The organism is Halomonas sp. 72 (assembly GCF_052379785.1).
Lineage (GTDB): Bacteria > Pseudomonadota > Gammaproteobacteria > Pseudomonadales > Halomonadaceae > Vreelandella > Vreelandella citrativorans.
This window is the reverse complement of the sequence record NZ_JBQSYY010000015.1, coordinates 46157-60992: the sequence shown is the minus strand read 5'-3', so window position 1 is coordinate 60992 and position 14836 is coordinate 46157. Positions and strand designations below refer to the sequence as shown.

15 protein-coding genes and 1 pseudogene are annotated in these 14836 nt (G+C 53.3%); 5 read left to right on the top strand and 11 right to left on the bottom strand.

Going from position 1 to position 14836, the window contains the following annotated elements; all coding sequences use genetic code 11:
• Positions 1-158 precede the first annotated feature (158 nt).
• Both dkgB and arfA read left to right on the top strand, forming a co-directional pair.
• Positions 159-968 carry a 2,5-didehydrogluconate reductase DkgB gene (dkgB, locus tag ACT3T6_RS13305; RefSeq protein WP_407647897.1) on the top strand — a complete coding sequence of 270 codons (810 nt, stop codon included), beginning with the start codon at positions 159-161 and terminating at the stop codon, positions 966-968.
• Between the two features lie 113 nt (positions 969-1081).
• On the top strand, positions 1082-1228 hold the full coding sequence (arfA, locus tag ACT3T6_RS13300; protein ID WP_087108287.1) for an alternative ribosome rescue factor ArfA: 147 nt from the start codon (positions 1082-1084) through the stop codon (positions 1226-1228).
• 51 nt (positions 1229-1279) lie between these two features.
• Here arfA and ACT3T6_RS13295 read toward each other — a convergent pair whose 3' ends face one another.
• The 3 genes from ACT3T6_RS13295 to ACT3T6_RS13285 form a co-directional block, all read right to left on the bottom strand.
• Complete coding sequence (locus ACT3T6_RS13295; RefSeq protein ID WP_192526680.1) at positions 1280-3130, bottom strand: ABC transporter ATP-binding protein; 1851 nt, start codon at positions 3128-3130, stop codon at positions 1280-1282.
• Positions 3131-3275: 145 nt separating this feature from the next.
• Positions 3276-3806, bottom strand: a complete 531-nt coding sequence (locus tag ACT3T6_RS13290) for a chromate transporter (RefSeq protein ID WP_192526681.1) — start codon at positions 3804-3806, stop codon at positions 3276-3278.
• A complete protein-coding gene (locus ACT3T6_RS13285) occupies positions 3803-4360 on the bottom strand; it encodes a chromate transporter (RefSeq protein ID WP_192526682.1) in 558 nt (185 codons plus the stop codon). The genes ACT3T6_RS13290 and ACT3T6_RS13285 overlap by 4 nt, the downstream gene beginning before the upstream one ends.
• Before the next feature lie 191 nt (positions 4361-4551).
• Between ACT3T6_RS13285 and ACT3T6_RS13280 the strand changes: the two genes are divergently transcribed.
• Positions 4552-5220: a GntR family transcriptional regulator gene (locus ACT3T6_RS13280; RefSeq protein WP_192526683.1), complete on the top strand. Its 669-nt coding sequence runs from the start codon at positions 4552-4554 to the stop codon at positions 5218-5220.
• A 75-nt stretch (positions 5221-5295) separates the two neighbouring features.
• Positions 5296-5871 carry a DUF1415 domain-containing protein gene (locus ACT3T6_RS13275; protein WP_192526684.1) on the top strand — a complete coding sequence of 192 codons (576 nt, stop codon included), beginning with the start codon at positions 5296-5298 and terminating at the stop codon, positions 5869-5871.
• A 17-nt stretch (positions 5872-5888) separates the two neighbouring features.
• Here ACT3T6_RS13275 and ACT3T6_RS13270 read toward each other — a convergent pair whose 3' ends face one another.
• From ACT3T6_RS13270 to ACT3T6_RS13235, 8 genes and pseudogenes are all read right to left on the bottom strand, one after another.
• On the bottom strand, positions 5889-6017 hold the full coding sequence (locus tag ACT3T6_RS13270) for a hypothetical protein (protein ID WP_264299230.1): 129 nt from the start codon (positions 6015-6017) through the stop codon (positions 5889-5891).
• A gap of 146 nt (positions 6018-6163) precedes the next feature.
• Positions 6164-6658, bottom strand: coding sequence for a GNAT family N-acetyltransferase (locus tag ACT3T6_RS13265; RefSeq protein ID WP_087108423.1), 495 nt, complete (start codon positions 6656-6658; stop codon positions 6164-6166).
• Between the two features lie 131 nt (positions 6659-6789).
• On the bottom strand, positions 6790-7782 hold the full coding sequence (locus ACT3T6_RS13260; protein ID WP_192526685.1) for an LLM class flavin-dependent oxidoreductase: 993 nt from the start codon (positions 7780-7782) through the stop codon (positions 6790-6792).
• A 167-nt stretch (positions 7783-7949) separates the two neighbouring features.
• Positions 7950-8122: pseudogene (locus tag ACT3T6_RS13255) on the bottom strand (short-chain dehydrogenase); the annotation flags it as partial.
• Between the two features lie 15 nt (positions 8123-8137).
• Positions 8138-9403 (bottom strand): nitrate regulatory protein, encoded by a 1266-nt coding sequence (locus ACT3T6_RS13250; protein WP_193053457.1) that lies wholly within the window; start codon positions 9401-9403, stop codon positions 8138-8140.
• Positions 9404-9512: 109 nt separating this feature from the next.
• Positions 9513-10865, bottom strand: coding sequence for an MFS transporter (locus ACT3T6_RS13245; RefSeq protein ID WP_192526687.1), 1353 nt, complete (start codon positions 10863-10865; stop codon positions 9513-9515).
• A 304-nt stretch (positions 10866-11169) separates the two neighbouring features.
• Positions 11170-12189, bottom strand: a complete 1020-nt coding sequence (locus ACT3T6_RS13240; RefSeq protein ID WP_192526688.1) for a patatin-like phospholipase family protein — start codon at positions 12187-12189, stop codon at positions 11170-11172.
• Between the two features lie 96 nt (positions 12190-12285).
• Complete coding sequence (locus tag ACT3T6_RS13235; protein WP_192526689.1) at positions 12286-13011, bottom strand: murein L,D-transpeptidase catalytic domain family protein; 726 nt, start codon at positions 13009-13011, stop codon at positions 12286-12288.
• 105 nt (positions 13012-13116) lie between these two features.
• Between ACT3T6_RS13235 and ACT3T6_RS13230 the strand changes: the two genes are divergently transcribed.
• Positions 13117-14757, top strand: coding sequence for a L,D-transpeptidase family protein (locus ACT3T6_RS13230; protein ID WP_192526690.1), 1641 nt, complete (start codon positions 13117-13119; stop codon positions 14755-14757).
• Positions 14758-14836 lie beyond the last annotated feature (79 nt).

Below are 14836 nucleotides of genomic sequence, written 5' to 3'. Positions count from 1 at the left end.
ATTCTATCGCTTATGGCGCCAAACGTGGATCAAAATGCCCGTAAATTCCGCCTGGTTAATGCCAAGCCTATTAAGGGGTTTTTCTAGTGAGTGGTTGAAGTCACGTGACGGCTGCCCCATGTTAATTAACACGCTATCAATAGAAAAGGATGTTAATGATGCAAAAGGTTATGCCTAACCCCGGTTTCGGTACTTTTCGCTTGGAAGGCGATACGCTAAAAGAGAGCATTCATGCGGCGCTTGAAGCAGGCTACCGCCATATCGACACCGCTCAGTTTTACGGTAATGAGAAGGGCGTTGGTGAAGCGATCCGTGACAGCAGCGTGCCACGTGGCGACATTTTTCTAACCACCAAGGTGTGGCACGACAACCTGGCGCCGCAGCGCTTGAAAGAGAGCGTTGATGAAAGCCTTGAAAAACTGGGCACCGATTACGTTGACCTACTACTGATCCATTGGCCATCGCCGGATAATGAAGTGGCGATGGAAGAGTATCTGGCTGCTCTCAAAGAAGTAAAGGCACTGGGCAAGGCGTGCCATATCGGCGTATCCAACTTCACCATCGAGCAGCTTGATAAAGCGGTGGAGATTTTGGGTAAAGGCGAAATCCTCACCAACCAGATCGAAGTGCATCCTTTTCTGCAAAACCGCAAGCTGGTTGAGCGCTGCGAGCATCACGGTATTCAGGTAACGGCCTTTATGCCGCTGGCGGTGGGCAAGGTAATGGACGATGCGACCCTCAAGCAGATTGCTGATGCACATAGCGTAACGCCTGCGCAAATTGCCTTGGCTTGGGTCAATCAGCGCAATATGGTCACCATTCCCTCTTCCACCAAGGCGCGTAACATCCAAAGCAATATTGCCGCGTTTGATCTTGTGCTAAGCGACAGCGAAATGACCGACATTGCCAAGCTGGACCGCAAGGAGCGCATCGCCAACCCTGACTTTGCGCCCGCCTGGGACGAGTGATCTTAAATGAGTGCTGAGGAACCTTAAGCTTCTTATAATGTCTTAGCGGTGCCTGTTTTAGCAGGCACCGCTTTTATATAGCTTTTAAATAATCGGCTGTACAGGAAGATTCCATGAAGCAAAAGATTCGCGACAACGCGCTCAAAGCGCAGCTACGAACCCCCATGTTCAAGATGCAACAACAAACGCCCAAAAAGGGCAAAGGCAGCTACTCCCGTAAAGGGCGCAAGGCCCTGCGGGGGTATCGCCAAGCCGCTTAATCAGGCGTTTTGGCAATGCTTCTGCTCTACCCAGGTATAGATCAATCCCTCTTAGCGATAGCCTTTCGCTTGCAGGTGAAATAAATGGGCGTAACGGCCGTTTATCGCGAGTAGTTCTTCATGCGTGCCGCGTTCAATAATTTCTCCCTGGTCGATAACGAGGATGAGATCCGCATTGCGAACGGTTGAGAAGCGGTGCGAAATAAGAATCGTCATTTTATTGTGGCTATGTTGCCGAAACCGGGTAAATACGTCGGCTTCAGCGGCAGCGTCCATCGCGGCGGTGGGTTCATCCAGTACTACAATATCGGCCTCTTCGCGCATGTAAGCACGTGAGAGCGCTATTTTTTGCCACTGCCCGCCGGAGAGTTCCTGTCCGTCCTTAAACCAGCGGCCCAACTGAGTGTTATAGCCTTGAGGCATGCGTTTGATAAAACTGTCAGCCATGCCATTGCGAGCGGCCTGCTGCCAGCGCTCTTGATTATTAAACGCCTGGATGTCGCCCACGCCCAGATTTTCGCCAACCGGCAATTGATAGCGGACAAAGTCCTGAAAAATAACCCCGACGCGTTTGCGTAGCGCACTGCTTTCCCAATCACGAAGATCACTGCCATCCAGCAGAATTCGCCCCTTTGTAGGGTGATAAAGCCGCGTTAAAAGCTTAATGAGGGTGGTTTTTCCTGAGCCGTTTTCGCCGACCAAGGCAAGGCTTTGACCGGGAGACAGGTGCAGTGAGATATGCTGCAATACCTGCTTGCCGCCTGGGTAAGCAAAGCTTACATCTTCAAAGCGCAGCCCATCGCCGGGAAGCGCGCCTTGCAAGCGCGTGCCGCCTTCCTGCTGGGTAGGTTGTTCCAGGTACTCGTAGAGGTTGGAAAGATAGAGGTTGTCTTCGTACATGCCGCTGATAGCTGTCAGGCTTGCAGAAAGCGCAGACTGGCCCTGTTTAAACACCATCAAGTACATGGTCATCTGCCCCAGCGTGATAGCACCTGCAATCGTCTCAACCACTACCCATCCATACGCCGCGTAGAATGTTAGCGTGCCCAGCAAACCAAGCAAGAAGCCCCAGCCCTCACGGCGGAGTGTTAATCGCCGGTCTTCGCTAAATAGCCGGTTGAAAATGTCGCGATAACGTTGCAAAAAAAGCGTCTCAAGGCCAAACAGTTTGACTTCTTTAATGCTGTCTTCGCGGGCCAGCACGGTTTCCAAATAGCCCTGCATACGCGTTTCGGGTGAGCGCCTGCGAAACAAGCGAAACGCATCACCTGAAAACTTGGCTTCTGAAACGAACACCGGCAGGGCGCCTGCCGCTAGAATCAGCAGCGCCCAAGGGGAAAACTGCACAAGCAGTACACTAAAACTGACCAGTGAGATGGCATTTTGCAGCAGCCCGAAGGTTTTATTAACCAGCGCTAAAGGTCGCGTGGAGGCTTCACGGCGAGCACGTGTTAATTGGTCATAAAGCTCTGAATCCTCGAACTGGCTTAATGATAGCGTGCCCGCTTTTTCTAAAATCATGACATTGACTTTCTGGCCCAGCAGGGCGCGAAGCAGCGACTGCTGAGCAGAAAGACCGCGTTGGGCCAGTGCGATCAAGGCGATGATGAGAGCCTCTAAAGCCACAAGCTCAAGCACCGGCATAATAATAACCGTCAGGTTAGCGGAAGGATTGTCGTGATAGGTGTCCATCGCGTTGACGACGCCATCAACGATCAGTTGGCCCACCCAGGCACCCGCCGCAGGCAACACGCCAGCCACCAGAGTACAAAGCGCCAGCCCGAACATCATCCAGCGGGAGGTTTCCCAAACAAGGCCCAAGGCTCGCTTGCTGTAGCGAAACACGTTGAAAAAACCGTTAACCGACGGGGCGTTACCAGAGGTGGAAAACAGTGGGGGCATAGGGAGTTAACATGAACCGAGAACGAAAGAAGCTATTATGATGCGTGGGTTGCGTCGCAATAGCCACTTCAACCGCCAGAGCCTTATAGCGCGCGACGGTTGCAGCAGGAGAAGAAGATGAGCACAGGCTCTTTTCGTACAAATCTTAGGGAAGGATAAAGGCACCGTATACAAGCGCACCCATTACCACAAACGCGGGATGAACGCTGAACCGTACCAGCGCAATCGCGGCAATGGCGCCGATAATCAGCGTATGTACCCACCCCGCGCCATTAACGCCTTCAAGGAAAAAGCCAAACGTTAACCACACCATCATAATGGCGATCACTGGGCGTACCCATTGGCTCATACGCTTGACTTGGGGCGACTCGCGATGACGGTACAAAAGTCCTAGTGCGGCAATCATCAGCAGTAACGAAGGTACAACCGTTGCCGCTATCGCGACGGCGGCACCGCCGATGCCGGCCACTTCATAACCCACGTAGCCGGCCATTTTAGTAGCAATCGGGCTAGGCAGCGCGTTTCCAAGTGCAAGCGTTTCCGCGAAACCCTGAGACGTCATCCAGCCATAGCGGCCGACTACTTCGGCTTCAAGCAGAGGGATAATGGCTGGACCACCGCCGTAGCCAACAATGTTCGGTACAAAAAACGCCAGGAAGAGCTCCCAATAAATCATGCTGAGCGCTCCGCTTTTTTAGCCGTGGAAGGGCGTAACAGCGCCACCAGCAAAATCGCACCAATAATAAAACCGGGGTGAATGCCCAGCCAATAAATCAATATGCCAGCGGTAATCGCCATTAGGCTACTGACAAGCCAACCTAGCGCCTTTTGCGATTTATCAAAGAAGTCCCAGGCCAGTTGCCCCATCATCACCATCACGACGGGAACCACGGCTTGCCCCATCCCACGAATCCAGGCCACATCCCGATACCGGCTAAAAACGCCCAGCATGACCACCATGGCAACTATCATGGGAAAACAAACTGCAAGTACCGACGCTATACAGCCACTAATGCCGCCTACACGGTAGCCGATATAACCAGGCATTTTAGTTGCGATAGGACCAGGTAAGGTGTTGCCAATGGCTAATACATCGGCAAACTCTTCGTCCGTCAGCCATTGGTGGCGTGTAACGACTTCTGCATGTACCAGCGGTATCATTGAAGGGCCGCCACCGAAACCAAAAATACCGACTCGAAAAAAGGCCCAGAACAGGGCTGTCTGTTTCATCAGCGTGTCACGCTATGGTAAGCAGGCCGAAAACGGTAGTAGATGCGTTGAAAAACCATATTCTCTCTTTATATCGTTTATAAGTGATAAAATCGATTATTTTTCAGGGTAGAATAATATAATCAAGAGCGTTAGCAGGCGTCAAACGGAATAAATGATATGCGCTCACCGGTGGATGAAAGGACCCTACCATGAACCAGTACATTCAGCCCTCCACAACGACAGCATCTAGCCGTATTTACGATATTTTACGCAAAGACCTGGTTAATGGGCGTTTTGCTGCTGGCGAAAAGTTGGCAATCAATGCGCTTAAAGAGCTGTATCAAGTGGGCTTAAGCCCCTTGCGTGAAGCGTTAAACAAGTTGGCCGCCTATGGTCTGCTGATACAGGAAAATCAGCGCGGTTTTCGGGTGCCGACTCTTTCACGCAGTGAACTGGATGATATTGTAAAAACGCGCTTGGCCTTGGAAAGTATGGCATTTGAACAGGCAATTTCGCTGGGGGATGCGGCGTGGGAGGCAAACCTTCTCGCGGCAGAGCATCGCCTGAAATGTGCCGACATGACGCTGGATAATGACGATGAGTGGGAGCGATTGCATACCCAGTTTCATCGCACGCTGGTCGCATCGTGCGGCTCTATATGGTCGCTGCGGTTTATTGAACAGCTGCACGATCAATTTGATCGGTACCGGCGCTTGGGCCCCAAAATGCCGGTCATTCGCCAGGAGTTGGATCAGCAGCACCATGAGCTAGTGGCGCTCGCTTTAAAGCGCGACGTGAAAGCAGCGCGAAAGCTTCTTGATGAGCATATCCTTAAATCCTATGAGGCTGCACTAACGTGCTTTGCGCAGCACGGCTAAAAGCACCAGCTAAGCCGTCAGCGATCAGTGTACACTGGCGCGTACTAAACACGATAAAGTGGATGTAAAAGAGCGATGCAATATTCAGATAGTGATGTCATTGAGCAAACGTTGAGCTGGGTGCGCAACTTTATTGTGGCTGAAAACGTATGTCCCTTTGCTCAGCGAGAAGTAGAACGTGACACTATTCGTGTGGGCGTCGTACGCTCAAAAAAGCTTGAGGTGGCATTGGAAGAGCTGATGGTCGAAGTGCAGTGGTTGGATGAGCATCCGGAAACAGAAACCACGTTGCTGGTCTTTCCCACGCTTTTTAAGCACTTTGACCACTATCTGGACTATGTAGAACTGGCAGAAAGCATGCTGGCCGAACAGGGCTATGAAGGTGTTTATCAGCTGGCGACTTTTCATCCGGACTACTGCTTTGAGGACGCCACGCCAGAGGACGCCTCGAACTACACCAACCGCTCACCCTACGCAATGGTGCACCTATTGCGCGAAGCGAGCGTTGAAAAAGCCATTGAGTTTTATGGTGATACCTCGGTCATCCCGGAACGCAATGTGGCCCACTTGACCGCGATGGGGAGCAGTAGGGCAGAGCGCTATCTTCAGGATGCGTTAGCGCAACGGGCATTTCCGGGTAAAACGCCATAACGCCTTATTCGTGCTGTTTATGTAAAGCTCAAACGCCCTTGCTTTGGATCGATTGTTGCGCTTTTCTCTGCTTGTATGCCAAGCGCCGCCACTACAATCAACATGACAACGAGTAAACCTAATGCACCTGCAAGAGCATAGTTCACAGGTAGATCTTTCTTTACGTTAATCTCTCACTTAAGGGCAGTGGAGCAGGAAAGGGACAACCGCTTCTTAATGAATCAGGAAGGCTCATCGGGGTGGTTGTAATATCGATTAAAAATCATAAAAATTAATATGTTAGTCGATTAATTTATAAAAATTTATGCATCACGTAGCTGTCTACGAGTCCTTGTGCCGCGTGACAATAAGCCTTCGGCACCGTGCCCACAATACTAAATCCTAAACGCTGCCAAAGCGCTACCGCTGCGTCGTTCGTAGCTACGACAGCGTTAAACTGCATGGCTTTAAAATCATGGGTGCGGGCGAGTTGCTGAGAGTGTTCACACATCGCGCGCGCAACGCCTTTACCGCGGGCGGCAGCGGTGACCATATAGCCGCAGTTACACACATGGCTACCCGGGCCTGCCGCATTGGCTTTTAGGTAGTAGCTTCCCACCAGTTCGCCTGCTGAGTCTCTTACGGCATACGTGGCTTTGGGTACTTGGCACCATAGTGAGTAGGCCGCCTCGTAGCTAATGTCGGGGTCAATGGCATAGGTGTGTTGTTCCGCCACAATCGCCTTAAAAGTGGGCCAGAAAATAGCGAAGTCGTCTTGCGTCATCAAGGTGAAGGTAAGTGTAGACATGGTTAATACCTGGTAGAGATAAGCCGCGTAGCATGTGATGGGCGTTAATGGTACCAGGCCGCAGCGATACATGCGGCTGTCAACATGGAAGGGGCATCTGCTGAAGCCCCTTAAGCGGCTGCACGTTGCACTTATTTTGCTACTTGAGCAACGATTTCGTAGCTACGCACGCGGTCGGCATGATCAAAAAAGTCACTATTAATCATTAATTCATCGGCGCCTGTACGTTCCTGAAAGTCTTCAAGTCCCGCTTTAACTGTTTCTGGACCACCAATAATCGCGGCACCCAGGAACTGGTTGACTTGCGACTGCTCCATGGGTGACCAGTCCAGCTGCTCTACCGGGGGCTGCGACTGAGTCGGCTTGCCACGAATAAGGTTCAGAAACTTCTGCTGGGCGGAGGTAGCAAGGTAATGCGCCATGGCATCATTTTCAGCGGCCATCACCGGCAGTCCGACCATGGCATAAGGCTTATCCAGATGCTCAGACGGGCGGAAGTTATCGCGGTAGAGGCGTAACGCTTCAAATAGATAGCCGGGTGCAAACTGCGCCGCAAACGCAAAGGGCAGGCCCAGCCTGGCGGCCAGTTGGGCGCTGTAGCCGCTTGAACCCAACAGCCAGATAGGCACGTTAGTTCCTTGGCCAGGTACCGCTTTCACCTGCTGGCCGGGCTCTGCATCACCCAGGTAACGACGCAGCTCGCTTAGTTGCTCGGGGAAATCATCTACGCCAGAATGCATGCTGCGCCGCATGGCACGCATAGTGGCACCGTCAGAACCAGGCGCCCGCCCAAGCCCCAGGTCAATGCGCCCAGGGTAGAGCGTTTCCAGCGTGCCAAACTGCTCGGCAATCACAAGCGGAGGATGATTAGGCAGCATTACCCCGCCCGAGCCTAGCCGTATAGTGGAAGTGTGGCCTGCCAAATGGCCAATCAGAACGGACGTGGCGGCACTGGCGATTCCAGGAATGTTGTGATGTTCGGCAAGCCAGTAACGGGTATAGCCCAACTGCTCGGCTCGCTGTGCCAGTGAAACGCTATCACGGAACGTTTCAGCAGCGCTGCCGCCTTGGCGTATAGGGGCAAGGTCGAGAACAGAGAGCGCGGTCGAAGAGAGTTGGCTCATATTTCACCTACTAATAAAGACGTGGAGCATGCTTAAGAATTTGGGCGCGTATGCAATGAGACGGTACGCGGTTAAATCATTAGCACGCTTGTTAGTAGAGTGTATGCGGGCTACGAAGGCCAAATGCAAGGAGCAGCCCTTTTGGGCTGCGTAACCTGTTTGATCGGTTAGTCACTCGGCGGGGTGGGGCGAACCAGGATCTCGTTAACGTCGACATGAGCCGGTTGAGAGAGCGCATAAATAACCGCGTTGGCAATATCGCGAGCTTCCAGCGCCGTTTCAGGCGGTCCATCAAAAAAGGGCGTATCGACATGCCTGGCTCAATCAAACGAGGTGACATCAGTGGATGGCCCGTTTAGCGTGAGTATGCTGGAGCCTCTTTGAGCATGGAGGAGAGGTCGAGAATGGCTTGCGCCATGTCTGCCATGCTTTTGCTTTGATCCATTGATGTCTTGCGAAGGAAGCGGTAAGCCTCCTCTTCACTCATTGATTGGTGCGCCATAATAAGCCCTTTAGCGCGTTCAATAAGCTTGCGCTCGCGCAGTGCCTTACGGGTATTTTCCAGCTCATCGCTTAATCCTTGTAGGCGGCTGGACTGGGTCTGGGTTAACGCTATCAGGGAGCGGCCAAGCGGTGAGGTCAGCGCGCTGGCCGTTAAATCACCCGACGGCTGAGGATGGTTAAGGGCCAGTAACGGTTCGCAAGGCGCGGGTTTATGCGCGTAAGGCTTGGCTTTGGTCTGCTCAAGCGTTGCTTCTGCCTGGTGTATTTTGCGATAGCAAAGCGCGGCTAGCTGTGCGTTTAACGTATCTTCGACGCTTTTGATTGCATCAATGCGCAGCGTGGTTAGCTCGTACCAGGTTTCACCCAGCGGGTTAGACGCTATGTGCGGCGACGCTGGCTGGCAGGCGGCCTCGCGCAGTTGTTGAATGCCGGTTAGCGCGCTGGTTGAAACGGCTTGCTGCCAGGCAAGCGCGGCGTCTGGAGTAGCAAATTCGATAAAAGTGTCAAAACAGCGCTGCTGGTCGTTAACCAGTTGGCCGAGAAGTTGGCGGTGACTGTCATCAAAATGGCCAAGGGTATAGCCAAAGGCGCCACAGGCACGCTCTTGTCCGGCCAGCTCCTTGCCTTGCATGAGATGGAAAATAGCCACCAGCGCGCGGGTAATATCTGGATCGTCTGAAGTGTCGGCAGCTTCGAAGACAATCGCTAACAAACCGCCAATAAGGTGATTAAAGGCTTGGGTGGCGGCATCGGGAGAAATAGCAACGTTATCAATGGCGCTGCGCAGTGCGCTTAAGTCGTCCAGGGCGTTCCACATGGCGGCTATTCGGCGCAGCAGGCGCGCCGCTGCCTGTGGGCGTGCTTCCTGGCTTAGCGCCTCTAAGCGCCTGCGCATCAGCGCTTCGGCCTCTTTGCTCTTGTTAATATACGTCTGGCGGCGTGTTTTAAAGCGCTGACCTTGAGAGGCGAGATAAATCGTTGAGGCACCGCGTTCGCGCTGAAGCACATGGATAAAACGGCTAATATCCGCAACGATTTCTGAGGTCGTTGCTAAATAGCGAAAATTGTCGATATCGCAACGAATGGCGGTTAAGAGTAGCTGCAGGGCAGATGACATAACGATTTCCTTTTACTCGCCGCGTTGCCCCCTTCTCCCATGGCTGGCTTGCGGCGGAGAGTAGGGGGCTGCTTGAGTGTAATGCCTGGTGTTAACGTAATGCCTAGCGCTAACGTAATGAAAGGGCCCCCGCACCGGTATCATCGCCCACGGCATCACGGTAAGCGTTTGCTTCTTGTGCTTCCGTTATGTCGTTAAACCGAACGACTAATACACACGAGGCCAGTACCAGAACGGTCACGCCCAGGTAAAATAGCCCTTGTTGATAGCTTAAGCTTTCACTGCGAAACAGAAAGGCTGCCGAGACGGCGCCGACATTTCCGCCTGCACCCACAATCCCGGCAACTGCGCCCAAGGCTTTTTTATTGATAAACGGCACGACACCGAACGTGGCGCCTTCGGCCATTTGTACGAAGAGGCTAAACACCAGCATGATGCCAATGGCCAAGCTTAGAATGTGCATTTGCGAAAAGGCGACCAGCGCAATGCCTTCACAAAGCAGCGCAATAAATAGCCAGCGCACGCGTCCTTTTAACCCGCCCTGTTTGGCGAATAGGTCCGAGAAAACACCACCCAGTGTGCGGGCAAAAATATTCATCAACCCAAAAAGCCCTGCAATCATGCCAGCCATTGCCAGCGTTAAGTCGAATTTGTCGAAGAAGTAGATAGCCGCAATATTGTTGATCGTAAGTTCAACACCAAAACAGAGCCCATAAACGACAAACAGTGCCCAAACGCGGATGTCTTTCGCCGCTGCTAAAAAGCATTGAGTGGCGCTGTTCTCGCCCGTTGCCTCGGGCAATTCACCCCGTGCGCGCAGGTCACTAAAGTTGCCGTCAGGCGCATCCTGCGTGAGGAACCAGTAACCGAGCCCGGTGATAAACATCACAATGCCGGGCACGACCATGGCAAGACGCCAGCCTAGCGCTTCGTTAACGCCCAGCATTAGCATGCCTGCAAAGATAAGCGGCATGAGAATTTGCGTGGTACCGCCTCCCAGATTACCCCAGCCCGCACTCGTTGCATTGGCGGTACCCACGACATTGGGCGCAAACATCATGGTGGTGTGGTACTGCGTAATCACGAATGAGGCACCGATAGCGCCAATGGCTAAGCGGGCTAGCAGGAACGTCTCAAAACTATTGGCAAAGCCGATGCCCATGACCGGTAGGGAGCCTAAAATGAGCAGGCCCGTGTAGGTTTTGCGCGGTCCTAATCGGTCACACAGCAATCCGATCAGGAGCCGTACGATAACGGTAATCGCGACAGACGCGATGATCGTGTTGCCAATTTGTGTCTGTGTCAGGGAAAGGTCATCGCGCACCACCGCCATGAGTGGCGCGATGCCGAACCAGCCAAAGAAACAGATATGAAAAGCAAACCACGACAGGTGGAAGGCACGCATCTGAGGCGTGGAGAACGTCAGCAGTCGAATACGATTGGCTTTATTGCGTATGTCCATGAGATGGCCTCGGGGATCTTGAACCAGTTGAGCATCACGCAACGCTAAATCGCTTTGCTGCGTTACGTGTTCACGAGAACATGCCTTCGTCATTGAAGGTCAGGCTCGACGCACTCGTACCCGGTTGGGCCTGGTCTACGCCTACCATCACAAGAGATAGTTAAGCAATTAATTCGCCATCGGGGTTTTTTGTAAGCCTTATCAGTTGGTTACTTTTTATAGGCCGGAGATTTACAGAAAGAGGAACAGCCCCACGCGCTGTTGATGGGCATGCCGTAGGCGGCATGCATCACAATAGTGCTGTTTAGTCGTGCAGGTAAACGGCGTCGATATCCAGCGTTGAGTGATTGCCGATTGCCTCGAAGTGCTCATCCAGCCAGCGCTGCGCGGCGTCTCGGCCTTGTTCAAAAAGATGTGAAAGAAACGCCCATTCCGAATTCATCTTGCTGGAAACGGAAAGGTTTTCCAGCGCCTGCTCGCCGCTAATACGATGAAAGAGTGCCTGCTGGTAACAGTTTTTAATCCCTTGCTCTTCCAGGGCGTGTTGCAGCAGTGCAATCATGCGTATCTCTTTAATCAGCGCGGCGTTAAAGGTAATTTCATTAAGTCTGTTCAGGATGGATGACGCACAGGTCGGCACTGAGTCGCGGCTGATAGGATTAATTTGTACCAGCAGGATATCGCGTGAACTGCACTCCTCCATTAAGGGAAACAGCGCGGGGTTACCCATGTAGCCGCCATCCCAGTAGGCCTCACCATCAATTTCAACGGCCTGGAACATCAAGGGTAAACAGGCAGAGGCCATCACGGCATCAAGGCTCATCTCTTCGCGACGAAAGACACGCTGTTTGCCCGTGCGCACATTGGTGGCTGCCACAAACAGCTTAAGCTGCTCGCATTGTCGCACCCGCTCGAAATCAATGTGTGCATCAACGATGTCACGCAGTGGGTTAACGTTCAACGGGTTGAATTGATAGGGCGAGATCAGGCGCGTCATAAGGTCCATCGCGATATAGCCAGGCGAATGATCAAGGCTCCAGTTGCCTGTCCAGACATCCATCGGCGAACGGCGTACCGGGCTTGCCATACCCGCGCGGCTGACCGCCTGCCAAAAATCTGTAAGTGCTTGCCTGGCTAACGGCTTGCCGCCCCTGGTAAGGGCATCTGCCATCACCACGCCATTCATGGCGCCGGCGCTGGTGCCGCTAATACCTTCTATTTCGATGCGCTCATCTTCAAGCAGGCGGTCAATGACGCCCCATGAATAAGCGCCGTGCGCCCCACCGCCTTGCAATGCGAGATCCAGCTTCTTGACTTGAGTCATAAGGCCTCATGCGTTAGTAAGCTTATTTATGCTGCACTGCTTCTCAGCATGGCATAAGAACCAACACATGCCACCACCAACGCGTATGAGACGAATTTAACGCTGCGCTAAATGGGGGGAGCCTGGCGTTTGGCAGCGTAAGAAATCTGAGCTGGCGAGCCACTCTTCATCGGGGTAATAGGCAAACACATACTGATCTTCTCTTAAGCTATCAATCAGCGGGTAAGTGATATCCTCGCGTACAGCGGGGCAGCCATGGCTGCGGCCGAGACGACCTGTTTGCGCAATAAAGTCGTCGCTAACGTAGTCGGCTCCATGAATCACAATGGCACGTTCGTAGGCGAGGTCGTTGACCTCGGGTTCCAGCCCGTTAAGTCTAAGGGAGTAGCCGTTGCGTCCGTAATAGCTATTCATGGTACGAAACAAGCCAAGACTTGATTGATAACTTTCAGGAATATTCGAGAAGGTTTCGGCTTGCGTATCACCAGAACCCTGACCATGGGAGACCAATTCCTCAAACAGTAGCGTGTGCTGGCGCAGGTCAAAAACCCACAAGCGCCGCTCGGTGGAAGGCAGTGAATAGTCGATAACTGCCAGCCGCTCGACATTGGGGTCCGCACAGCTGAGCGCTTGGGCGGCAAGGCGCAGCGCTTCTGGGGTAGCCGAAGGCGCTAATTGAAGCAACTGATGATTAAGCGATAACACACCGGGAGGGGGCGTTGAGGCGACATCAGAAAAGAAACTGCTCGCGTATAAAGGGAGGCTAATGAACGCGAAAGGTAAACAGCATGACAACGATAGTGGGCGCAAACGGGTTACCATACAGAACAATCCTGCTGACAAGAGCGACGACGAAAAACAGTAAACGGCTATGATGAAAGTAAGCATGCCGCGAATGGGAATTCATAGTAACGCAAGGAGAGGGTGATGAACGAGATGCAGTCACTAAGACAATGGGCGATAGGGGCCGCTCTAGGTCTAGCACTGTCCCATATCCCCTTCGGTGTAACACCGGCGTATGCGGCCTCTGAGCCGCTTAAACAGGCACTTATACAGCGCTTGGCGGCTGAAGATCAGGCGTCGCTGCCGATCCGTGAATTTTATGAATTGCGTAATGAGCAGCTAGCTTGGCGCGAGGCTTCATCGGTTGAGGCGTTAGCCAATGCGCTTAACCTGCTTGAAAGTGATGGTTTGACCCCTAGTGACTACCGTGCCGATAGATTGTTGAGCGCTTTCCAGAGTAGCCAAAACGCTGGAGAGTCCGCTCAGGTCGCGTTTGATATTCAGGCAACGTCGTCGCTGTTATTGGCGCTCGATCACTTGGAGCGTGGCAAGGTCAACCCGCGTGACGTTGAGCCAAATTGGGATGCCCCACGCCCTGAGCGTCGCTATTCGCTGGCTCGCGTTGCTCAGGCCGTTGATGACCAGGCGTTGGAGCGCGCCTTTGAGCTGGCTCGCCCAGCCTCAAGTGAGTATCAGCAGTTGCGAGAGGCGCTCAGTCGCTATCGCCAGGTGGCCACGCTAGGCAGCACCCCGTATTTGCCGTCGCGCGAAGACTCGCTGCGCCCGGGTGATAGGGATGATGCCGTAATCCTGCTGCGCCAACGCTTGGCGATGTGGGGAGAAGATGGCCTGGTCTCGGCAGACAGCAGCGCCTATCCCATGATTGGCGTTCAGGCGCCAGGCGGCGATAGACGCACCTTTGATACTGAACTCGAAATGGCCGTAAAACGCTTTCAGCGGCGCCATCAACTAACCGCCGATGGCGTCGTCGGTGATCGTACTCGCTTGGCGCTTAATGCACCTGCCGCCTCACGTGTTGATCAGTTGCGGGTTAATCTGGAGCGTGCTCGCTGGATAGGCCCCCAGCAGTCTAGTGAGCCGCGGGTCTGGGTAGATATCGCAGGCTACCAGTTGCACTATATTCGGCCAAACGGCCAGCAGTGGAATGCCCGGGTGGTCGTTGGGTCGCCGCGCCGTGAAACGCCTATTATTCACTCATCCATCAGCCACCTAACGATCAATCCCAGTTGGACGATTCCGCCTACCATCCTGCGTGAAGATGTTCTGCCCCGGATACGTCAGAACACCGACTATTTAGCCCAGCATAATATGCAGGTGATCAATATGTCCGGTGCGCAGCTAGACCCCGCCGAGGTCGATTGGCAACGCCCTGGGGGCGTTATGTTGCGCCAGGTAGCGGGGAGCAGTAACCCTTTGGGTCGGGTAGTGGTGCGCTTTCCCAATAATGACATGATCTATTTACACGACACACCAGCACAGGGGCTTTTCCAGCGTGATCAACGGGCATTGAGCTCGGGCTGCGTACGCGTGGAAGGGGTGCGCGAATTTGCCCAAATGCTCTTGCAAGATAGTGGCAGTCGTTACCAGCTCAGCACACTAATAAATAGTGGTGGCAGCGACCGTAATGTGAACTTGCCTCAGCGCATTCCTGTCGCGCTACATTACTTAACCGCATGGCCCAACGCCCAAGGGGAAGTGGAGTTTCGCACGGATATCTACCGGCGAGATGCGTCACTATTGGCAGCACTCCAGCGTTCTGTATGAACGTAGAGGAGCAGGCCCGCGAGTAGATAGCGCAAGGTGCGTGGCTACCGTTCAGAGGGTAAAAACGACAATGCCGCCC